The organism is Burkholderia sp. SCN-KJ, from assembly GCF_024656005.1.
In the GTDB taxonomy this organism is placed as follows: domain Bacteria; phylum Pseudomonadota; class Gammaproteobacteria; order Burkholderiales; family Burkholderiaceae; genus Burkholderia.
Genome location: NZ_JANKOG010000003.1, coordinates 401261 through 421924 on the forward strand (window position 1 = coordinate 401261; position 20664 = coordinate 421924).

General features: G+C 66.2%; 17 protein-coding genes. 6 read left to right on the plus strand and 11 right to left on the minus strand.

Going from position 1 to position 20664, the window contains the following annotated elements; genetic code table 11:
* Window position 1: 1 nt before the first annotated feature.
* Entirely contained in the window at window positions 2-1051 is a 1050-nt protein-coding gene (locus NQV17_RS07650; protein WP_257771030.1) for a formylglycine-generating enzyme family protein, read from the minus strand.
* A gap of 10 nt (window positions 1052-1061) precedes the next feature.
* Complete coding sequence (locus NQV17_RS07655; RefSeq protein WP_257771032.1) at window positions 1062-3017, minus strand: arylsulfatase; 1956 nt, start codon at window positions 3015-3017, stop codon at window positions 1062-1064.
* Between the two features lie 149 nt (window positions 3018-3166).
* Here NQV17_RS07655 and NQV17_RS07660 point away from each other — a divergent pair, with 149 nt between their 5' ends.
* From NQV17_RS07660 to groL, 3 genes are all read left to right on the plus strand, one after another.
* Window positions 3167-4036, plus strand: a complete 870-nt coding sequence (locus NQV17_RS07660; RefSeq protein WP_257771034.1) for a hypothetical protein — start codon at window positions 3167-3169, stop codon at window positions 4034-4036.
* Between the two features lie 124 nt (window positions 4037-4160).
* Complete coding sequence (locus NQV17_RS07665; protein ID WP_011356207.1) at window positions 4161-4451, plus strand: co-chaperone GroES; 291 nt, start codon at window positions 4161-4163, stop codon at window positions 4449-4451.
* 13 nt (window positions 4452-4464) lie between these two features.
* Complete coding sequence (gene groL / locus NQV17_RS07670; protein WP_257771044.1) at window positions 4465-6105, plus strand: chaperonin GroEL; 1641 nt, start codon at window positions 4465-4467, stop codon at window positions 6103-6105.
* A 107-nt stretch (window positions 6106-6212) separates the two neighbouring features.
* On the opposite strand, the gene NQV17_RS07675 is transcribed toward groL, so the two are convergent.
* On the minus strand, window positions 6213-7364 hold the full coding sequence (locus NQV17_RS07675; protein ID WP_044847314.1) for a porin: 1152 nt from the start codon (window positions 7362-7364) through the stop codon (window positions 6213-6215).
* A 259-nt stretch (window positions 7365-7623) separates the two neighbouring features.
* On the opposite strand from NQV17_RS07675, the gene NQV17_RS07680 reads away from it, so the two are divergent.
* The gene (locus tag NQV17_RS07680; RefSeq protein ID WP_044847315.1) at window positions 7624-8238 is read left to right on the plus strand and encodes a LysE family translocator; all 615 of its coding nucleotides are present in this window, start codon (window positions 7624-7626) and stop codon (window positions 8236-8238) included.
* A 93-nt stretch (window positions 8239-8331) separates the two neighbouring features.
* On the opposite strand, the gene NQV17_RS07685 is transcribed toward NQV17_RS07680, so the two are convergent.
* The 8 genes from NQV17_RS07685 to NQV17_RS07720 form a co-directional block, all read right to left on the minus strand.
* Window positions 8332-10344 (minus strand): family 2A encapsulin nanocompartment cargo protein cysteine desulfurase, encoded by a 2013-nt coding sequence (locus NQV17_RS07685; RefSeq protein WP_257771057.1) that lies wholly within the window; start codon window positions 10342-10344, stop codon window positions 8332-8334.
* Window positions 10319-11251 carry a family 2A encapsulin nanocompartment shell protein gene (locus tag NQV17_RS07690; RefSeq protein WP_034205507.1) on the minus strand — a complete coding sequence of 311 codons (933 nt, stop codon included), beginning with the start codon at window positions 11249-11251 and terminating at the stop codon, window positions 10319-10321. The genes NQV17_RS07685 and NQV17_RS07690 overlap by 26 nt, the downstream gene beginning before the upstream one ends.
* A gap of 135 nt (window positions 11252-11386) precedes the next feature.
* Entirely contained in the window at window positions 11387-11608 is a 222-nt protein-coding gene (locus NQV17_RS07695; protein WP_257771061.1) for a helix-turn-helix domain-containing protein, read from the minus strand.
* Complete coding sequence (gene epsC / locus NQV17_RS07700) at window positions 11605-12564, minus strand: serine O-acetyltransferase EpsC (RefSeq protein ID WP_257771063.1); 960 nt, start codon at window positions 12562-12564, stop codon at window positions 11605-11607. The genes NQV17_RS07695 and epsC overlap by 4 nt, the downstream gene beginning before the upstream one ends.
* A 28-nt stretch (window positions 12565-12592) precedes the next feature.
* Entirely contained in the window at window positions 12593-13063 is a 471-nt protein-coding gene (locus NQV17_RS07705; RefSeq protein ID WP_257771065.1) for a rhodanese-like domain-containing protein, read from the minus strand.
* Window positions 13064-13481: 418 nt separating this feature from the next.
* Window positions 13482-14885, minus strand: coding sequence for an amidase family protein (locus NQV17_RS07710; RefSeq protein WP_257771067.1), 1404 nt, complete (start codon window positions 14883-14885; stop codon window positions 13482-13484).
* Between the two features lie 74 nt (window positions 14886-14959).
* A complete protein-coding gene (locus NQV17_RS07715) occupies window positions 14960-15751 on the minus strand; it encodes an alpha/beta fold hydrolase (RefSeq protein ID WP_257771239.1) in 792 nt (263 codons plus the stop codon).
* 83 nt (window positions 15752-15834) lie between these two features.
* Entirely contained in the window at window positions 15835-16188 is a 354-nt protein-coding gene (locus NQV17_RS07720) for a DUF4148 domain-containing protein (protein WP_257771069.1), read from the minus strand.
* Window positions 16189-16742: 554 nt separating this feature from the next.
* Here NQV17_RS07720 and NQV17_RS07725 point away from each other — a divergent pair.
* Both NQV17_RS07725 and NQV17_RS07730 read left to right on the plus strand, forming a co-directional pair.
* Window positions 16743-19055 (plus strand): hypothetical protein, encoded by a 2313-nt coding sequence (locus NQV17_RS07725; protein ID WP_257771071.1) that lies wholly within the window; start codon window positions 16743-16745, stop codon window positions 19053-19055.
* Complete coding sequence (locus NQV17_RS07730) at window positions 19052-20533, plus strand: virulence factor (RefSeq protein WP_257771073.1); 1482 nt, start codon at window positions 19052-19054, stop codon at window positions 20531-20533. The genes NQV17_RS07725 and NQV17_RS07730 overlap by 4 nt, the downstream gene beginning before the upstream one ends.
* The last annotated feature ends 131 nt before the right edge of the window (window positions 20534-20664 follow it).

Consider the following 20664-nt stretch of genomic DNA (forward strand, 5'->3'; position numbering starts at 1 on the left):
TTCACGACGCATCCCTCAGAATCGTGCGGAACCCGATATGCGATGCACCGAGATCCGCTTCCTGCTGTTCGCGCGACGACGCGCGATAGCGCACGCAGTAATCGCGCGAGCACAGGAACGAGCCGCCCTTGATCACCATCGGCGTGTCGTGCCGGCGCGTCGGCGGTGCGACGGCCGCCGTGTCGCCGTTCGTGTGCGACTGATGCGGGCCCGTGTACGTGTCCTTCGTCCATTCCCATGCGTTGCCGATCATGTCGTACAGATGGAAACCGTTCGCCGCATAGCAGCCGACCGGTGCGAGGCCCGCGTGGCCGTCCTCGGCCGTATCGAGCACCGGGAACGCGCCCTGCCAGTAGTTCGCGGCCGGCTTGCCCTGCGCGTCGCGCGGCGCCGCATCGAGCGACGCGTCGTCGCGACCGGCCTTGCCCGCATATTCCCATTCGGCTTCGGTCGGCAGATCGCGGCCGAGCCAGTGCGCATACGCGAGCGCGTCGCGCTGCGTGACGAGCGTGACGGGCAGGTTGCCGAGCCCGTCGACGCTGCTGCCGGGGCCGCGCGGCTGCCGCCACGATGCGCCCTTCACCCAGGTCCACCACGCGAGGTCGCGCGCGTTCAGCTCGTCGCGCGTCGGCACATGAAACACGGCCGCGCCGCCCTGCTGCTCGGCCTCGGTCACGTAGCCGGTCGCCTGCACGAACGCGGCGAACTGCGCGATCGTCACGTCGGTCTGGTCGATCCAGAAGCCGCCGACGCGCGTCTTGCCGTCGCCCGCCGGACGCTCGTCCGCATAGCCGCGTGTGCTGCCGAACACGAACGCGCCGCCGCTCAGGTGCACCATCCCGGCCTTCGGGTCGTCGCGCCACTTCGCGGGCAGGCCCGAGTAGCGCTCGCACTGCCGCTCCGAGCCGAGCGGCACGAGCGGGCGGCCGCGATTCGCGTCGTCGAAGGCGCCGGCGGGCGACGCCGACGGGCTCGCATAGCCGACGGCGAACGCAGCCGCGAACAGCGTGGCCGCGAGCGCCGCGCCGAGTGTCCGGAAGCGGAACCGCATCGTGCCGTCCTCAGTAGTAGCCGCGCGGACGCAGCGGCTCCACCCCGCCGACGTTGCTCATGTACGTCTTCCACTGATCGACGAGCGTGCTGATCACGGACGGGTTCTGCGCCGACACGTCGGTCGTCTCGCCGCGATCCGCCGCAAGGTCGTACAGCTGCCAGTGGCCATCGAGCGGCCCGAGCGGCGGTTCGGTCCACAACGCCTTCCAGCGGCCGTCGGCGCTGCGCAGGTATGCCCGGCCGTACGCTTCGTCGCCGAACGGCGTGGTATGCACCTCGCCCGTCGCCGAGCCGGTGAGCACCGGCAGCAGCGACTGGCCCGTCGGCGGATAGACGTAGCGGTTGTTGTAGACGACCTTGCCCTTGTTCTGGTCGACGCCCGTCAGCGTGTTCACGAGCGGCGGCGCCGGTTGCGACGGCGGCGTGACGCCCGCGACCGCGAGGAAGGTCGCCGTGTTGTCGGTCACGTGCGTGAACGCGCGCAGCGTCGGCAACTGGCGTGTCTGCCCCGGCAGCCGCACGATCGTCGGCGTCGACACGCCGCCTTCGGCCGAATAGCCCTTCGTGAGCCGGAACGGCGTCGCGCTCACTTCGGCCCAGCGCAGCCCGTACTGCAGCCGTTGCGCGTTCTGCTTGCTGTTGTCGGTGCCGAGCGTCGAATAGACCGGCTCCTGCCCGTTCGCGGTGTCGGTCGCCGTCGGGTCCGCGCCGGAGTCGATCGGCCAGCCTTCCGCGCCGTTGTCCGACTGGAACATGATGAACGTGTTGTCGTATTCGCCGATGTCCTTCAGGTGCTGGATCAGGAGGCCGATGTTGTAGTCGAGATTCTCGACCATCCCCGCATAGATCTCCATGTAGCGCGCCTGCGCACGGCGCTCGGCCGGGCTCAGGCTCGCCCACAGCTTGTCGACCTTGCCGGTGCCGTAGTCGCTGTAGCCGTCGGTGGCCGAATGCACGGCGCTGATGTACTTCGCGTTCGCGGTGCCGTTGTTCGCCGTCGCCGGCGACGCGGCCGTCGTTTCGGGCAGGCCGTCGAACGGCTTGAAGTCGGCGGGGATCAGGCCGAGCGCCTTCTGCCGCGCGATCCGCGCGTTGCGGATCGCATCGTAGCCGGCGTCGTATACGCCCGCGTACTTGTGCAGCCACGGGTCCGGCACCTGCAGCGGCCAGTGCGGCGACGTGTAGGCCGCGTACGCGAAGAACGGCTTGCCGTCCTGCCTGTTCGCATCGATGTACGAGATCAGCTTCTGCGTATAGAAGTCCGTCGAGTAGAACACGGCCGGATTGCCGCCCGCGCCGCCCGGCTGTCCGGGCTGGCCCGGCTGCACGTAGCTGCCGTCTTCCGTGTAGTTCGACGAGCCGGCCGGCTCGTGCGCGAAATGGTTCGTCGCCGCGCCGCCGAGCAGCACGTAGCTGCGCTCGAAGCCCCACTGGTCGGGCGTCTGCCCGCTGCCCGTCGCACTGCCGACGATCCCCGAGCCGATGTGCCACTTGCCCGCGATGTACGTGTGATAGCCGGCGTCCTTCAGTAGTTGTGCGAACGATAGCGCGCGATCGTTCAGGTAGCCCTCGTAGCCGGGCAAACCGCGCCGCTCGTCGGTCGGCACGCCCATCGTGCCTTCGCCGACGAGGTGGTGATCGGTGCCGGAAATCAGCATCGCGCGCGTGATCGCGCAGACGGTGCCCGTGTGGTGGTTCGACAGGATACGGCCCGACGCGACGAGCGCGTCGAGGTTCGGCGTGTTGATCTCGCCGCCGAATGCGTGGATGTCGGAATAGCCGAGATCGTCGGCCATGATGTACAGGATGTTCGGGCGTTTCGCGGCCTGCGGCGGTGTCGCGGCGGCCTGCGACGGCGCATCGCTGTCGACGCCCCCGCACGATGCGAGCGACAACGCGCCGGCAATCGCGGCGCAGACGACACGGAAACGGAAAGCATGCAACGGCGACGCGGACTTTTTCATTTTGTCGAACGCTCGATCTACGGATCGGCGATCTTAGCGTCGCCCGCGCGGCGCCCAAAGTCGGATTCGTCACATGCTAACGGGGAGCAGGAATATGCACGGCGGCCCACGCTGGCCCGTGCTGCTCATCCCCGATATCGAGATAGGAAATGAAATTCCGAACGCATAATCCGATCGCATACCGCGATGAAAGCATGCGACCGCATATCGTTGTCGGTCGAAAGCACAACGCGTGTATGCCGCCCGACCGTGAAATGTTCATCGGAGACCTTATGTTGAAAATCAAGGAACTACTGGAAACCCTCTCTACGTTCGAGCCTTACCGGCCGGCAAAAGCACTGTCGATGGAGCGAGCGCGGAAGGGCTCGATACTTCTGCTTGGTGGCGGCGGCATTTGTTTCCTGCTGCTCCTCTTGATGGTGGTATGGCACAAACTGGCGCCTGCAGAGTGGCAAAAGGCGCCGGCCCTGGTGCTCTATGCGTTCACCGTGGTCCTGAGCCTTCTTTCTCTCATCGTTGAACCCATCGTCGGCGTCATTCAGATGTTTCGCTGGAAACAGGAAGCGCTGGATACGCTCATTCGCGAGATAGAGACTGATGAGAATAGCGCACGGCTTCTGAACAGCTATGCCGACAACACACTGAAATACGCGCAGCATTGCCTGCAACTCAAGGTGAAGCGCCTCGACTCACGCGTCGTTTCATTCTTCGGCGGAGGTACGGCGGCCTATGCGCTTCTTGCCATCACGCTCACCAATATCAAGGATGCGGGCGGATTGCCGTGGCTGCGGAACACGCTGACGAACGGATTCGTCTCCGGAAACTTCATCAATACGGCGATTCTCTGGGGTATCGCGCTGGTTTTCGGCCTGTCCGTCGGCTCGATGATGCTGAAGCGCGTCCAGTCGCGCTTCGCCTACCAACTCGAGCTAATCGAACTGACGTTGTTGCGGCGAACGTTGGAGAACGCGGAAAAGAACACATCGCGTTCAGCAGCGCTGTCGGGCGATCGTCCATAGCGCATCCACGCAAATGCATTTCCGAATCCGTTATTGGATCGCGCCGTCACGCGTTTTTATACTCGTCAGCACTCTCTGCTAAAGAGTGCCAGCCAATTTCGACACAACAGAACAGGACGGACAGATGAGCCTACGCCCCTTGCACGACCGGGTCATCGTGAAGCGACTCGACCAGGAAACCACCACCGCCTCGGGCATCGTGATCCCCGACAGCGCCGCGGAAAAGCCCGACCAGGGCGAAGTGATCGCCGTCGGCCCCGGCCGCAAGGACGCGGACGGCCAGCGCATCGTGCCCGACCTGCAGGTCGGCGAACGCGTGCTGTTCGGCAAGTACGCGGGCCAGGCGGTCAAGGTGGACGGCAATGAATTCCTCGTGCTGCGCGAGGAAGACATCGTCGCGGTCGTCAATCAATAACGGAGTGCAAATCATGGCAGCGAAGGAAATCATTTTCAGCGACGTCGCACGTGCGAAGCTGACCGAAGGCGTCAACATTCTCGCGAACGCGGTGAAGGTCACGCTCGGGCCGAAGGGCCGCAACGTCGTGCTCGAACGCAGCTTCGGCGCGCCCGTCGTCACCAAGGACGGCGTGTCGGTCGCGAAGGAAATCGAACTCGCGGACAAGCTGCAGAACATCGGCGCGCAGCTCGTGAAGGAAGTCGCGTCACGCACCAGCGACGCCGCCGGCGACGGCACGACGACGGCCACCGTGCTCGCGCAGGCGATCGTGCGTGAAGGCCAGAAATACGTCGCGGCCGGGCTCAATCCGCTCGACCTGAAGCGCGGCATCGACAAGGCGGTGGCAGCGGCCGTCGACGAGCTGAAGAAGATCAGCAAGCCGACCACCACCAGCAAGGAAATCGCGCAGGTCGCGACGATCTCCGCGAACGGCGAGGAATCGATCGGCCAGCGCATCGCCGAGGCGATCGATCGCGTCGGCAAGGAAGGCGTGATCACCGTCGAGGACGGCAAGTCGCTCGCCGACGAGCTCGACGTGGTCGAAGGGCTGCAGTTCGACCGCGGCTACCTGTCGCCGTACTTCATCAACAACGCCGACAAGCAGATCGCCGAGATCGAGAACCCGTACATCCTGCTGCACGACAAGAAGATCTCGAACATCCGCGACCTGCTGCCGGTGCTGGAGCAGGTCGCGAAGTCGGGCCGGCCGCTGCTGATCATCGCGGAAGACGTCGAAGGCGAAGCGCTCGCGACGCTGGTCGTGAACAACATCCGCGGCATTCTGAAGACGGTCGCGGTCAAGGCGCCGGGCTTCGGCGATCGCCGCAAGGCGCTGCTGGAAGACATCGCGATCCTGACCGGCGGCCAGGTCGTCGCCGAGGAAACGGGCCTGACGCTCGAGAAGGCGACGCTCGCCGAACTCGGCCAGGCCAAGCGCATCGAGGTCGGCAAGGAAAACACGACCGTGATCGACGGCGCGGGCGACGCGAAGAACATCGAGGCCCGCGTGAAGCAGATCCGCGTGCAGATCGAGGAAGCGACCTCCGACTACGATCGTGAAAAGCTGCAGGAACGCGTGGCGAAGCTCGCGGGCGGCGTCGCGGTAATCAAGGTCGGCGGCGCGACCGAGATCGAAGTGAAGGAGAAGAAGGACCGCGTCGACGACGCGCTGCACGCGACGCGCGCGGCCGTCGAGGAAGGCATCGTGCCGGGCGGCGGCGTCGCGCTGATCCGCGTGCGGCAGGCGATCCGCGAACTGAAAGGCGCGAACGCCGATCAGGACGCGGGCGTCAAGATCGTGCTGCGCGCGCTCGAGGAACCGCTGCGCCAGATCGTCACGAACGCGGGCGAGGAAGCGAGCGTGGTCGTCGCGAAGGTCGCGGAAGGCACGGGCAACTTCGGCTACAACGCGCAGACCGGCGAATACGGCGACCTCGTCGAGTCGGGCGTGCTCGATCCGACCAAGGTCACGCGCACCGCGCTGCAGAACGCGGCATCGGTCGCGGGGCTGCTGCTGACGACCGACGCGACCGTGTTCGAAGCGCCGAAGGATGCGGCGCCGGCCGCGGTGCCGGGCGGGCCGGGTGCGGGCGGGCCCGGGTTCGATTTCTGACATCGCTGCGCGACTGCCCGAACCGGGCAACCGCGCTTCGATCCACGACGCGTGGCGGCACCGGTCGCCACGCGTTTTTTCATTCGCGAACGCCGCGCGCGCCGTCGTCAGAACATCTGGCGCAGGCCGATCGCGGCCCCGACGTTGTTGGTCCTGCCGATCTGGTCGACCTTGCCGGTGAGCCGGTTGGTGGCGCCCGGATAGTCGGCCGCGAACGCGCCGTTGCCGCGCGCGAAATCGACCGTGCCGTATACCTCGGTGTGCTTCGACAGCGCATATTCGGCCAGCACGGTCGCCGAGTAGTTGATCCCGGAGCCGAGCGTGCCGTCGAGCCGCTCCGCATTGCGCGCGTGGCCGTAATAGCCGGCCACCGTGATCAACAGCGGCGCGGTAGCCTGCCAGTTCGCGCCGACGTAGAACGTATCGTCGATACGATTCGGGCTGCCGCCACCGAGCGTGGGCGCGCCGGCCTGCTGCATGTTGAAGTCGGTCGTGCCCGTCTTGTCCTGCCCGTGCAGCCAGCCGGCCAGCAGGCGCACGGACGGCGTGACCTGGTACGCACCGCTCACGTGCAGGAAGTTCACCTTCGCGCCGTTGACCGCGCTGCCGTTCACGGACGACACCGAGGTCTGCTGGAAGCCGGCGTTGATCGACGCGGGCCCTTGCGCGTAGGTCAGCTCGACACCGTACGTGCTGTCGAGACCCATCGCGCCGGCATGATTGCCGAACCCGTAGATCGCATCGACGCTGAAGCCGTTGGTCGAGAACTTGTACTTCACCGAGTTCGCCACCGTCAGGTAGTTGCCGATGCCGTTGTACGCCCAGCTGTCCTGCCAGTAGTCGCCGACGGTCATCGGGTCGAACACGTCGCCCATCGTGTCGTACAGCGGCGCGTACTGGTTGCCGAAGGTCAGCGAGCCGTACCGGTCGCTCGCCAGGCCGACGTATGCCTGCCGGCTGAACAGCGTGTTCGCGACGTGCAGCCTGCCGTCGCCGAGCTCGAAGCCGTTCTCGAGACGGAAGATCGCCGCGAGGCCGCCGCCGAGATCCTCGCTGCCGCGCAAGCCCCAGCGGCTGTGCGTTTCCGGGCCGACCGTCATGCCGACCAGGTCCCGGCCGTCGGGGCCGGCGTTCGTCTGATAGCGGATCGCCGTATCGACGAGGCCATACAACGTGACGGAACTCTGCGCAAAGGCGGGTGATGCCGCTGCTACGGCGAACACCGCGCCGACACCACCGGATACGACGATGCGGTTCATGAAAGGCCTCCCTGAGCGATTGATTTTGTAAGCACTCCGACAGCATTTGCGGCTGGCGGACGGTACTGCGCTCGGGAGAATAATCGGTCATATTCGCGACACCTATTGCCGATTCCGGATTGCACCTTTCCAACGCGCTCAACAATGACGGCGGCGTGCGGCGCACGCTCGCCGGCCGGTGCCGAAACGACCGCGAGGCGCCATCGACGGCACGCCGGGGTAAGATGAACGCTCCTTCCGCCGCTTCGCCGCCCGCGCCATGTCGACCACCATCAACACCCTGCTGCCGCTCGCCGGCGTCCTGCTGCTCAGCGTGGCCAGCCCCGGCCCGAACTTCGTGATCGTCACGTCCACCGCGCTCGCGCAGCGCCGCGCCGGCGTGATGACCGGGCTCGGCCTCGCCGCCGCATCGGGCACCTGGGCCGCGATCGCGATTGCCGGCCTCGGCCTGCTCGTGACCCACGTCGCCTGGGTGCACACCGCGCTGCGACTGGCAGGCGCCACGTACCTGATCTGGCTCGGCCTGAAGATGGTGCTGAGTGCACGCAAGCCGCTCGCCGTGTCCGCGCCGCCCGCGTCCTCCGGCTGGCAGGCCGCGAAGAAGGGCTACGTGGTCAGCATGACGAACCCGAAATCCGTCGCGTTCTACGGCAGCATCTTCGCGTTGATGGTGCCGGCGCATACGCCGGTGTGGCTCGATCTCACGGTCGTCGTGCTGTCGATCGGGATTTCGGGCGCGTGGTACTGCGCGATGGCGCTGCTCGCATCGCATCCGTCGGTGCGCCGGCTGCTGATCCGGCGCAAGGCCGTGCTCGACACGACGGCCGGGCTGCTGCTGATGGGGCTCGGCGGGCGCATGCTGGCCGGGCGCTGAGCGCCGTCGCGCTGCCGCATCGCCACGAAAAAAGGCCGCTTGCGACACCCCGTTGCCGGGAGTCGCAAGCGGCCTTTCCGCATGCCGCGCGCCTCAGCGCCGCGCCGCCAGCCTTCTCACGACACTCACGAGCGCATCGACCTCATCGCACGTGTTGTAGAACGCCAGCGACGGCCGCACCGTCGCCTCGAGCCCGAAGCGCCGCAGGATCGGCTGCGCGCAGTGATGCCCGGAGCGCACCGCGATGCCCTCTTCGTTCAGCGCCTGCCCGACTTCCTCGGTCTCATAGCCCTTCAGCACGAACGACAGCACGCTCGCCTTGTCGCGCGCGGTGCCGACGAGCCGCACGCCCGGCACCGGCGCGAGCACGCTCGTCGCATACGCGAGCAGGTCATGCTCGTAACGCGCGATGTTCTCGATGCCGACGCGGCTCACGTAATCGAGCGCCGCGCCGAGCCCCACCGCATCCGCGATGTTGCCGGTGCCGGCCTCGAAGCGGTTCGGCGGCGGCTGGAACACCGTGCGCTCGAACGTCACGTCCGCGATCATGTTGCCGCCGCCCTGCCAGGGCGGCATGTCGTCGAGGATCGCGCGCTTGCCGTACACGACGCCGATGCCGGTCGGCCCGTAGATCTTGTGCCCGGAGAACACGAAGAAGTCCGCATCGAGCGCCTGCACGTCGACGCGCATGTGCGAGATCGACTGCGCACCGTCGACCAGCGCCTTCGCGCCCGCGCGATGCGCGAGTTCGACGATCTCCTTCACCGGCACGACCGTGCCGAGCGCGTTCGACACCTGCGTGACGGACACGATCCTGGTGCGGTCGTTGAGCAGCTTCCGGTATTCGTCGAGCAGCACCTGCCCCGAATCGTCGACCGGAATCACGCGCAGCTTCGCGCCCTTGAGTGCGGCAAGCTGCTGCCACGGCACGATGTTCGCGTGATGCTCGAGGTTCGACACGATGATCTCGTCGCCTTCGCCGACGTTCTGCACGCCCCACGACTTCGCGATCAGGTTGATCGCCTCGGTGGTGCCGCGCACGAACACGATCTCGTCCGGCGACGACGCGCCGATGAAGCGCTGCACCGTTTCCCGCGCATGCTCGTACGCATCCGTCGCACGGCCGGCCAATGCATGCGCCGCGCGGTGAATGTTCGAGTTCTCGTGCGCATAGAAATACGCGAGTCGGTCGATCACGGCCTGCGGCTTGTGCGTCGTCGCCGCGTTGTCGAACCAGACGAGCTGCTTGCCGTTCACGCGCTCCTGCAGGATCGGGAAATCGCGGCGGATCGCGTTCACGTCGAACGGCGGGTGTGCGCCGCGATACAACTGACCTTGCGGCTCGGCCGCGTGCGTATCGTCGATGAAGTAACGCGGCACCTCGCCGCCCGATGCGCGCGACACCGGCACGTCGCGCTGCACGGCGAGCAGTTCGCGCAGCGCATCGTCCCCCGGCAGCCCGAACGCTTCCGGCGACGCGAGGCCGTTCGACGGCACGACGATGTCCTGCGGCGTCGCCTGCCAGCCCTGCCGCGAGCCGTCAGTGAAGTAAAACGGCGACGCGGACGGCGCGGCCTGCACCGCGCCCTCCGACACCGCCGCCTGCGCCTGCGGCACGCCGAGCGCCGCGCCGCCGACGCGCGGCTCGAACGCGGGCGCGATCGACACCGCGTTGTCGGGCAGCCCGTTCTGCGCGGCCGCGTGCGGCGCGAGCGCGGGCACGCGATTGCCGAGCGACAGCACGTGCGTCGGCGCGGACGGCGCGAGGTTCGTGCCGGGCGCCTTGCCTTGCGGCAGCGCGAGGCCCGGCACGCCGGTGCCCGTGCCGCCCGGCCCCGCGAGCGGCGAGCCGCCCGGCGCCGGATTGCTCACCGACGCGAGGATCGGCGCGGCAGCCGGCAGCGCCGACGGCACGCCGCCGACCGCTCCGCTGCCCGCCGACAGCCCGGGCGCGGTGGCCTGCCCGGGCGGCGTCGCGAAGAACTCGGACGCGAGCCGCGCGAGCGCCGCCGGGTCGGGCAAGCCGGCCGGCAGCGGCGCGTGCGGCAACGCGAGCGCGTCGCTGCCGGCCGAGCCGGGATTAACGGTAGGTGTCGGGATAGTCATGGTACTTGGCGATTTCGACGTCATCGAGGACAGCCAGCGCATCCGGCGAATGGACCGCGAGCGAGCAGTACAGCGAGATCAGGTACGACGCGATCGCCTGGTTGTTGATCCCCATGAAGCGCACCGACAGGCCCGGCCCCTGCTCGCCCGCGACGCCCGGCTGATAGAGGCCGACCACGCCCTGGCGCTTGTCGCCGACGCGCAGCAGCAGGATCTTGGTCTTGCCGTCCGCGACCGGCACCTTGTCCGACGGGATCAGCGGAATGCCGCGCCACGTGAGGAACTGCGAGCCGAACAGGCTGACCGTCGGCGGCGGCACGCCGCGCCGCGTGCATTCGCGGCCGAACGCGGCGATCGCGAGCGGGTGCGTGAGGAAGAACGCCGGTTCCTTCCACACCTTGGTCAGCAGCTCGTCGAGGTCGTCCGGCGTCGGCGCGCCCGTCAGCGGGAAAATCCGCTGTTCGTCGGTCACGTTCGCGAGCAGCCCGTAGTCCGGGTTGTTGATCAGCTGGCTTTCCTGCAGCTCCTTGATCGTCTCGATCGTCAGGCGCAGCTGTTCCTTGATCTGGTCGTGAGGACTGCTGTAGAGATCGGAGATCCGCGTATGCACGTCGAGCACCGTGCTCACCGCGTTCAGGAAATACTCGCGCGGCTGTTCCTCGTACGGCACGAAGGTCTGCGGCAGCACGCTTTCGTCCTCGAGCTGCGTGCACGCGGCGCGCACGGCTTCCGGGTTCTTCACCTGGTTCAGGCGATAGATGCCGGCCTCGACCGGCACCCACTGCAGCAGATGGGTCAGCCAGCGCGGCGTAATCGTGGAAAGCTGCGGGACGGTCTTGGTAGCGTTCGCTAGTTGGCGGGCGGCGTGATCGCTCAGCGCGGCCGTGCCGCTTGCAACGGTCGACATGTGTGGCTCCGGGTTCTTAAGATGAAAAACGGGATTGCTTATGACGCTGGGTGATTATCGGAAGCACGCACCTGCCGGCTCAACATGCTATAGCCGTCACGCGGCACCACCGAACGGGAAAGGAAGCGGAATGCGTCAGGCGACGGACACGCCGGGCAACAGCGTCGAGATCGACACCTCGAACGCGCGCGCGATCTTGTCGGCGGTGACGATCGAGGCGATCGCCTCGCCGCGCTCGATCTCGCCGACGTACGAACGGTTCAGCCCCGCGTGTTCCGCGAGCTGCTCCTGCGACCACGTGCGCGCCTCGCGCAGCTTGCGCACATTGGCGCCGAAGTGCTGGATCAGGTCGCTCATGTCGTCACCTGTGTGTCGGGCACCGGCTCGGCCGGCTCGCTCCGCGCGCGCGGCGCGGCATTCGCCTCGCTGCGCAGCACGGCCTGCGTGATGTTCGCGCCCGCCGGCACGTCCTGCGTGAGCCACACGTTGCCGCCGATCACCGCGCCGCGGCCGATCGTCACGCGGCCGAGGATCGTTGCGCCCGCATAGATCACCACGTCGTCCTCGACGATCGGGTGGCGCGCGAGCCCCTTCTCCAGATGACCGGCCGCATCGCGCGGGAAGCGCTTCGCGCCGAGCGTGACGGCCTGGTACACGCGCACGCGCTCGCCGATGATCGCGGTCTCGCCGATCACGACACCCGTGCCGTGGTCGATGAAGAAGCCGCCGCCGATCCGCGCGCCCGGGTGAATGTCGATGCCGGTTTCCGCATGCGCCTGCTCGGCGATGATCCGCGCGAGCAGCGGCAGCCCGAGCCGGTACAGCTCGTGCGCGAGCCGGTGGTGGATCATCGCGAGAATGCCGGGATAGCACAGCAGCACTTCGTCGACGCTGCCCGCCGCCGGATCGCCGTGGAACGCGGCCAGCACGTCGCTGTCGAGCAGCCGGCGGATGTCGGGCAGCCGCGCGGCAAATGCCTGCACTGCGGTGGCGGCCGCTTCGTCGATCTGCGCGTCGGCGTTGCGTTGCCGCGCCGCGTAGCGCAGCTCGAGCGTCACCTGCGCAAGCAGCGCGTTCAGCGCCGCGTCGAGCGCATGGGCCACATAGAAGTTCTCGCTCTCCTGCCGCAGGTCGGGCGGCCCGAGCCGCATCGGGAACAGCACGCCCTTCAGCGCGCCGACGATCTGTGCGAGCGCCTCGCGCGCCGGCAGGTCGCGCCCGCCCGGTTCGAGCGAGCGCCGCTGCTTCTCGCGCCACGCGCGGCGCACGGTCTGGAGCGACTGAACGATCTCGTCGATATCGAATGCGGCCATGCTGACTTCTCCCCGTAACGGCCGTGACTCAGTCCTGCGCCCACGGCAGGCCGCGATGGCGCCAGCCGTTGCTGCCGCCGCGGTGCTGCTGCTCGTCGAGGTCGCCCTCGAACCCTTCGAGCACGTTGAATACCTGCGTGAAGCCGCCTTTGGTCGCGGCCTCGGCCGCCTGCGCGGAGCGGTTGCCGCTGCGGCAGAGCAACAGCACGACCGCGTCCTTGCCGGTCTTCGCTTCCAGTTCGCGCACGAAGCGCGGGTTGCGCGTCAGGCTCGTGCCGGTCGCCCACGGCACGTGCAGCGACTCCGGCACGTGGCCGACGAATTTCCGTTCTTCCGCGGTGCGCACGTCGACCAGCAACGCGTCGCCGGCGGAAAAGAGCGCCCACGCGGCTTCCGGCGCCACGCCGCCCGCGTACGGCGTGCCCGCCGCTGCGGCCGCCGCGCGGGCCTCTTCGAGCGCCTGCCGGGCGGCGGTTCGTTCTTCCAATGCAAACGTCATCACGCTTCCTTGTTCTCGCAGATTCGTACGATCAAACATGCCGGGAATGCGGCCGGTGCAGCTTGCGTGCTGTCTATAGCCGTCAGCCCCACTATGCGAGCGCGCTCGGGGAAGCAGAACCAATAAAAATTCATTTCCTAATCAGCAGCGCGTGGAATGCAATAGCAGACGCGCGCAATTGGGGCGGATTCGTGCGGAGGACGGGGAGCGATGGCCGTTCGATGTCGCACATCGAAGGTTTTTGAAAGGAGTGGCGACGGCGAAGCCGGGAACGATGCCGCATGTGACGCGCGCCGCACGTCGTGATGGAATCCTGAATGGAATCGTGTGCCGGGTCGAACGGCGCACACTTCGATGAATCGGCGAACGGCAGGCGGCCGGCGCGGTGCATCGCCGACGCACCACGCCCGTCACCGCATCAGCGGCCCGGATCGACCGGCGCGATCGGCACGCCGCGAGCCTCGATGTCGCGCCCCGCGAGCAGACACAGATCCTCGCGATGATGCGCGGCGACAACCTGCACACCGACCGGCACGTCATCGACGAATCCCGTCGTCACCGCGAGCCCCGGCAACCCCATCGCCGGCAGCGCACGCAGCGTGAGCTGCGCTTCCCATACGCGCTCGAACCCGTCCGGCCCTTGCCGATCGAGATCATCGGGAAACGGCAGTTCCGACGATACCGGCAGCAGCAACACCGCGTATTCGTCGAGAAAGAGCCGCCACTGCCGCGTCAGCGTGGTACGCCGCACGAGCGCGCGGCTGATCACGTCGGCAGGCAGATCGCGCACCTTGCCACGCACGGCGGCGATCACCGCGGCCGCGCCGGGATCGCCGTCGCTTGCGACCGCGTTCGCCAACGCATCGAATCCGTCGCCCAGCCAGAGCTGCTCCTGCAACAGCGCCGCCTCGCGCAGCGGCGGCGTGTCGTCGATTTCGTCGACGGTCCAGCCCGCGTCGACGAGCCGGCGCGCCGCGTCGCGCAACGCGGCCTCCACTTCGGGCACGACCTGCAGGCCGCCCGGACGCACGCATAGCGCCGCGCGTTTCGGCACCGCGCACCCGTCGACCGGCACCGGCACGTACCACGGGTCGCGCGGGTCCGGCGCGGCGAACGCGCGCAGCGCCAGCGCGAGATCGTCGATCGTGCGTGCGATCGGCCCCGTCGTCGACATCAGTTGCGCGCCGATCGCGCGCTCCGGCGACGACGCGTTGAACGCCGGCACGCGCCCGAGCGACGGCCGGATGCCATGCACGCCGCAGGCATAGGCCGGGTAACGCACCGAGCCGCCGATGTCGGTGCCGACCGCGATCGGGCCGATCCCGGCGGCCACGGCAGCCGCCGCGCCGCCGCTCGAGCCGCCCGGCGTCAGCGAACGGTTGCGCGGATTGTACGTATGGCCGTGCACGAGATTCGACGTGAACCAGCGCAGCGCGAACGTCGGCGAATTGGTGCGGCCGAGCAGCACCGCGCCGGCCTTTCTCAGGTTCGAGACCGACGGGCTGTCGGCACGCGCGATCAGGTTTTCCTGCAGCCGCGTGCCGTTGGTCGTCGCGAACGCCGCGACGTCGACGTTGATCTTCACCGTCACGGGCACACCGGCGAGCGGGCCCGGATCGTCGCCGCGGGCAATCGCGCGATCCACCTCGTCGGCCTGCCGCCGCACGTCGTCGGGACGATGCTCGACCACCGCGTTGATCGCCGGGTTCACCGCTTCGAGGCGGGCCAGCGCGGCATCCGCCACTTCCCGCGCGGACACGTCGCGTTCACGCACCCGCTTCGCGATTTCGGTCGCCGACAGTTGCCAGAGTTGCTGCGTCATGAATTCTCCTCGTCAAGGGACTTCACAATCACCGACGGCGCCGCGCGTCACGCACGCCGCGCCGCCGTCTTCACTCACTGCGCATCCTGCTTCGCACGTTCCGCGGCCGCGATGATCGCGTCGGCCACGGCTTTCGGCTGGCTCAGCATCGCGACGTGGCTGCCGTTCACGCGCGTGACCGTCGCGCCGATCCGCTTCGCCATCGCCTCCTGCAGCTTCGGATCGATCATCCGGTCCTGCGTCGCGACGACGAACGACGACGGCTTCGCATGCCACGCGGCCTGCGCGACCTTCTCCGAAATGCAGCCACCGTACCACGGCCCCTGCGTCGCCGCGACGACGCGCTGCTGCGCGGGCGGCAGGTCCGGCGCGAAATCCTGCGCGATCGCCTTGTCCGACAGCGTCGCGAAACCGCCCGCATCCTTGCGCAACTCGCCGGCCCACGACGGTGCCGGCAGCCCCTGCGTGACGTCGGCGATCGACTGGCCGTTGTCCGGCGCGAACGCGGCGACGTAGACGAGCGACTTCACCTTGTCGTCGTTGCCCGCATCGCTGATCACGACTCCGGCCCACGAATGGCCGACCAGCACGACGGGCCCCTTCTGCTCGTCGATCGCGCGCTTCGTCGCGGCGGCGTCGGCGGCGAGCGAGCTCAGCGGATTCTGCACCGATACGACATGCAGGCCGCGCGCTTCGAGCAGCGGAATCACGCGGTTCCAGCTCGACCCGTCGGCGAACGCGCCGTGCACCAGCACGACGTTCGTGCCCTTCAGGTCTTCCTTGGGCGCCGCCTGCGCCGAGACCGCACCGAACAGCCCGCCGAGCACCGCCGCGGACACCAGAACCCGTTTCGTCAAACCGACCATCGTCATGCTCCTTTTCATCGTGTTGTTCATCTGAAGTGTTTCCGATGCGGCCGCGCCGCTCGTTTCGCAGGCGCGGCCGCGGATCACGAGTGCGCGTACAGATCGTCCGCGTCCGTGCGTGCGTTCCGTGCGGCGCGCTGGTCGGCCGCGGCGTAGCGGGCGGCCGGCGCTGCCGCCGCGGCCACGTTGTCGTCCTGCGACTTCGACGGGCCGTTCTGGTCGGAGCGCGCGACCTGCTGCGCTGCGATGACGTTCTGTGCGGCGGCGATATCGTCCGGGTAACGCGCGTCGCTGCCGGCCGGGTTGTAGCCGGCTTTCTCGAGCCGGATGAGGTCGGCACGCACGTCGGCGCGCGTGAGGGCGTGGCCGGTATCGGCGAACGACAACGCGGGGATCGAAGCGAGTACGGCAACTGCGAGGATTCGAGCGGCTTTCATGAGATTTCTCCTGGAAGGAAGGTGGGGTATCGATCACTCGGCATCCGGTGCGAACGTCTGGCACCGAACGTTTGCTGCATGTCGACAGTAGAACCCGCTCACGTATCCGGCTTGTTTCCGAAACCCGCCTTCAGTGCAATCCGATGTTTCCGGAACCTCGATAGATACAGTGCGATACAAATTCGCCAGCATCGCCACGTACACACGGACAATTGCGATTCGAGCGCTTCCAAGTACGGACGCGATGTCGTGCGCAGCTGTGTCATGAGGCCGATTCGCCGGATGGTCGCCTGTCGGACGACAGCGGAGCGCAAGGTCACGCTCTACGTCAGCAACGAAGCCATGCGACCGATTCGGGCCTGAAACACATTCTGACAATCCGTGTCCGTTATCACGGGCTCCGCGCGGAGTTTTCGCTCGCCTGAGTCTTTCATGCGCGCCGATTCAGTATGCTCGTCGCCTGCTCATGTTTCCCTCTTGCTTCGGACACTTATCTTTATATTCCGTGTCTGTCCGATGGCCGCGGAACGCATCACGCATGTTGAGGAGTCTGGATGACCGATTCAATTTTCGATCCTCGATCGAAAGCGAAGACGCGCAATGACGAACCCGTCTCGCACGCGGCTGCGCCGGACGCGCCCGCATCTCGGCCGGCACCGCCGCCGATCGTCGTCGGCCGCGTCGAAGGCGTGACGATGTTTGCGAAGAACACGCCGCTCATCTGTCTCAAGCAAATGCCGTTGCCCGGTATCGTGATCTTCGTGCATGGGGTGAATTCCGAAGGCGAATGGTTCGAGGCCTCGGAGGACGGGCTGTGCAAAGGCCTGAATCGTCGGCTCGGGCGTCTGGACGATCAGATGATGTATCACGGTATCGACGCCGGACAGTTGACGCCCGCGAAGTACACGGAGAGTGTGACGCCGGATGGGTTTCTCAATCCGAAGCTCTGGTCCGGCAACTACATCAAGCCCGATCCGTCGTTCTCACCCGTCATTCATTTCCGCTGGGGCTATCGCGCGACCGCAGCGGAATTGAAGGAGTACGGCGACAAGATCTTTCTCAACGAGAAGGACTACTGGGGCGGCGGCCCGTTCACGAACGGCTGTGCCAGCCTGCCCGATCTTTGGCACGGCGGTCTGGACGATCGAACGATGGGCTGGATGACCGTGCAAGGCATCAATCCGACCAACCGCCCGCTGTATCGCGCGCCGCCGCGTGCGTATGGCGTGCTCGCGGCGCTGCGACTGGCCAGACTGATCGAGTCGATCCGCCGCATGCAGGCCGACGTGCCGATTACCGTCGTGTGTCACAGCCAGGGCAACATCGTCGGTCTCACGGCAGCGTTCTTCGGCGACGCATTCCCCGATGTCGAAGATCCGTGGGGGCGCACGGGCCACTGCGTGGCGGACGCCTACGTGCTGGCGAACGCGCCGTACAGTCTCGCCAATGCCGACGGCCCGAACAAGTCCGACACATTCATGGATACATGGTCGCAACGCGCGACGAAAGACGGCAGCGGCCAGCGCGGACGACAGACCTATGCGGCACGCACGAAAACGTTCGGCAAGTTTCTATCGATCATCGGTGCTCGCAAAGCCTGTGAACAGCCCGCAGACAAGATCGATGAAGACATGGCGAACGAACGCGTATCGCCGACGAGTAATCGATCTTATGCGGCGCAACAGGACCGCGATCGGCATGGCCTGAATCAATCGACATACGGCCGCGTCACCGCGTATTGCTGTCCGCACGATCAGGTGATTTCGGCGGTGACGGTTCAAGGCATCGGCTGGCGCGGCATCAGCAAGGACGAACTCGACGATATCGGTGCCGCTGGCATCCTGACTCAGCGTGTATTCGCATCCGGCTTTCCGGTCGGCGTTCAGAAACCCTACCGGTACTGGGAAGACGATTGGCGACATGACAAGAAGGGAACGAAGCCGGGATTCTGGTATCCGCCGTCACCGCCGGCCAAATTCAATCTGATCGGTGCGCTCAAAGGAAACGAAAGCGTTCTGGGGATAGCCGCGACGCTGGCGACCGCGCCGCTCATGTTCGTCGTGACTGGCATCAGTTCGGCGTTGAACATGCTCCGCGTGAACGCTGACCCGCCGAAGGGTTGGACGGTGGTGGCGGATGCGCCGGAACTCGACGAGCCGTTCCCGCCGAAGGCGATGCGATTCGGTAAACCCGTCGAGACGAAGGACGGCGATGCGACAAGCGACTTCAACGAAGGCAACGATCCGCCGGCTGCCTGGCGCGACGCGAACAAGGCTGACGCGGACAAGCGGGCCGATGATCCGTACGACCAGTACCAGCCGAAGAACACGGATAGCGTCGCGCAGGGTACGGCAGGCACGGAGGCCGGGCAGCGTTATGAGGACCGCGCGTTGATGCGGATGGAAGCGCGACGAACGCTGAACAAGGAATGGCTCGATGGCGACGGCCACGTGATCGGCGAGGACGGCAAAAGCGCGATGCCCGAAGGCTACAAGGAATGGCGCGACAAACAGATTGTCGATTGGCTCGATCGCGGCGCGACCAACAGCCCGACGAATCACTCAACGACGATGACCAACCCCGAGCATGCCGAAAAGGCGCTTGCGTATGACGTGGCCGTGGGCCTGTGCTACTTGACGGAAAAACAACTCAAATCGCTGCGCATTGAGGCTGATTGGCGGATGGGCGATGGGATACCCAAAGACACCCCGAACAAGAAGTATGCCGACTATTTTGCGTCTGGCTCTTTCGCTAGAACGCCTCTCCAGGAATGGGTACACGCAGAGAAAAGCGAAGGCGAGATGCCGGCCGCAATCTCGAATGAGCGTGAAGGTCAGTTTTACTTAAAGGTTGGGGGGGCCGTATGAAGATGCTGATCGCTACATGGCCGCGACGTATCGCTATCGCTATTTGTGTCTGGCTGATCACCACTGCTCTCATGGCCTGGCTGATGGCGCACGTAGAACAACCTGACCCTGCGCATTTGGAAATCGGAGATTGGATGAAACGCTTTTTTGTCGTGCCCGCACTGACTGCGGCTATGGTTTTTGCGTTCACCACGGCCATGACGCGTCCAGCACAAGGCGCACCTATCGGGGATCCGAAGGAAGGTACAGCAGTCGGATCCGCAGAATCGGCCAAGCCATTCGTCGCTCAGGTTGTCGGCCTGGTCTGGTTGAATCCATTGCAACGTATGGATTACCCGACCGAATGGCAATCGTTGTGGACGCAAGGGCTTGCGACACCGAACAAAAACGATGACATGGTCCGCACCGATCCGAAGTCCTTTACCACCCTGCAATCGGTAGCGGGGATCGCATATGGCAACGAAGGCGAGGAAACGTTCGACGGCTTCTATGCCAAGTACATCGACAAATTCATCCTGCTTCTACGCGCTCGTTACTTCAGCAACGTGAAATACTTCTACACCGTGAAATCCGATAGCCAGAAAGATTGGCGCGAACTCGCCGGCATACGCTTCGAAGCTGCCGTTCCGCCCCGACTCGATCCGGCCTTTGCCAAGTCGCGCATGATCGATCGGATGATGAACTTCTTCGAGATTGGCCCGCCGTCACCCAAGACGCTTTGGAGCCGCGACACGCCTCCCGACGTGCAAATCACCCAAGGTGGCGCAAACGCCGGCTTCACGTCGCTGAACAACGCGCTGGACTACTTGCAGGCGAACCCCGACAAGACCGTATGGGCGATGAACTGGGACGCCCCGAACTTCCCGCCCACGGATGCGCAGATCAACGAAAACCTCGTCGTGCTTTTTCTCGCCGGCCCGAGCTTCAACACCGAGCGCGAGCCGCTCGCCTGGATCGGCAAGGCCGCAACCGGCAACACGCACGATTTTTCGCCGAAGGTCGGCACGACACGCGCCGTGCAGGCATGGAAAGCCACGATCGGCGAAGCAGCACGCAATGCCGGCGTCGCGGTCACGGACCTGAATTACATCGTCCACGACGCAGGTGTACCCAGCGACGCAGCGTCGTTACGCGTTGTCTCGCTCGCGCAGACCTTGACCGAAACCCTTCCGGAATACGACCCCAGGAATCAGACGTTCAACACGGCAGCACTCCTCGGCGACATGGGAACCGGCAGCGCGTTGACCGACGTCGCACTCGCAATCGGCCGAATCAACCACTTCGGCGGCAACGCCTTGGTCGCAGGCACGACCGACCCCGAGCACCCTGTCGCCGTCGTCGTCAGACCACCATCGAAGCTCACCCCGATCGATCCCGCCAAAGACTGGTTCCGCGCACGCGGCGGCAACAACGCGTACCTCCCCTGGTGGGGTCGTCGACACGACACCGACTACGGCATGCAAGGCTATTCGTGGTGACGCAATCTACGCGGCGGCGCAATCGTTGGCGACCGGGTTCACTCCGCCGCTCCGCCGCGCCACCCGCAATTCGGCACCGGCGATCAGAACGATGGTGAATGGCGAACGGCGTACCCCACACGACACGCATT

Bases quoted from the DNA above. Each gene is read 5' to 3' on its own strand.
- NQV17_RS07665 (WP_011356207.1), top strand. From the start codon at position 4,161: ATGAGCCTACGCCCCTTGCACGACCGGGTCATCGTGAAGCGACTCGAC.
- NQV17_RS07710 (WP_257771067.1), bottom strand. From the start codon at position 14,885: ATGACGCAGCAACTCTGGCAACTGTCGGCGACCGAAATCGCGAAGCGG.
- NQV17_RS07650 (WP_257771030.1), bottom strand. From the start codon at position 1,051: ATGCGGTTCCGCTTCCGGACACTCGGCGCGGCGCTCGCGGCCACGCTG.
- NQV17_RS07730 (WP_257771073.1), top strand. From the start codon at position 19,052: ATGAAGATGCTGATCGCTACATGGCCGCGACGTATCGCTATCGCTATT.
- NQV17_RS07690 (WP_034205507.1), bottom strand. From the start codon at position 11,251: ATGTCGACCGTTGCAAGCGGCACGGCCGCGCTGAGCGATCACGCCGCC.
- NQV17_RS07675 (WP_044847314.1), bottom strand. From the start codon at position 7,364: ATGAACCGCATCGTCGTATCCGGTGGTGTCGGCGCGGTGTTCGCCGTA.
- NQV17_RS07705 (WP_257771065.1), bottom strand. From the start codon at position 13,063: ATGACGTTTGCATTGGAAGAACGAACCGCCGCCCGGCAGGCGCTCGAA.
- groL (WP_257771044.1), top strand. From the start codon at position 4,465: ATGGCAGCGAAGGAAATCATTTTCAGCGACGTCGCACGTGCGAAGCTG.
- NQV17_RS07695 (WP_257771061.1), bottom strand. From the start codon at position 11,608: ATGAGCGACCTGATCCAGCACTTCGGCGCCAATGTGCGCAAGCTGCGC.
- NQV17_RS07720 (WP_257771069.1), bottom strand. From the start codon at position 16,188: ATGAAAGCCGCTCGAATCCTCGCAGTTGCCGTACTCGCTTCGATCCCC.
- NQV17_RS07655 (WP_257771032.1), bottom strand. From the start codon at position 3,017: ATGAAAAAGTCCGCGTCGCCGTTGCATGCTTTCCGTTTCCGTGTCGTC.
- NQV17_RS07680 (WP_044847315.1), top strand. From the start codon at position 7,624: ATGTCGACCACCATCAACACCCTGCTGCCGCTCGCCGGCGTCCTGCTG.
- epsC (WP_257771063.1), bottom strand. From the start codon at position 12,564: ATGGCCGCATTCGATATCGACGAGATCGTTCAGTCGCTCCAGACCGTG.
- NQV17_RS07685 (WP_257771057.1), bottom strand. From the start codon at position 10,344: ATGACTATCCCGACACCTACCGTTAATCCCGGCTCGGCCGGCAGCGAC.
- NQV17_RS07725 (WP_257771071.1), top strand. From the start codon at position 16,743: ATGACCGATTCAATTTTCGATCCTCGATCGAAAGCGAAGACGCGCAAT.
- NQV17_RS07660 (WP_257771034.1), top strand. From the start codon at position 3,167: ATGAAATTCCGAACGCATAATCCGATCGCATACCGCGATGAAAGCATG.
- NQV17_RS07715 (WP_257771239.1), bottom strand. From the start codon at position 15,751: ATGGTCGGTTTGACGAAACGGGTTCTGGTGTCCGCGGCGGTGCTCGGC.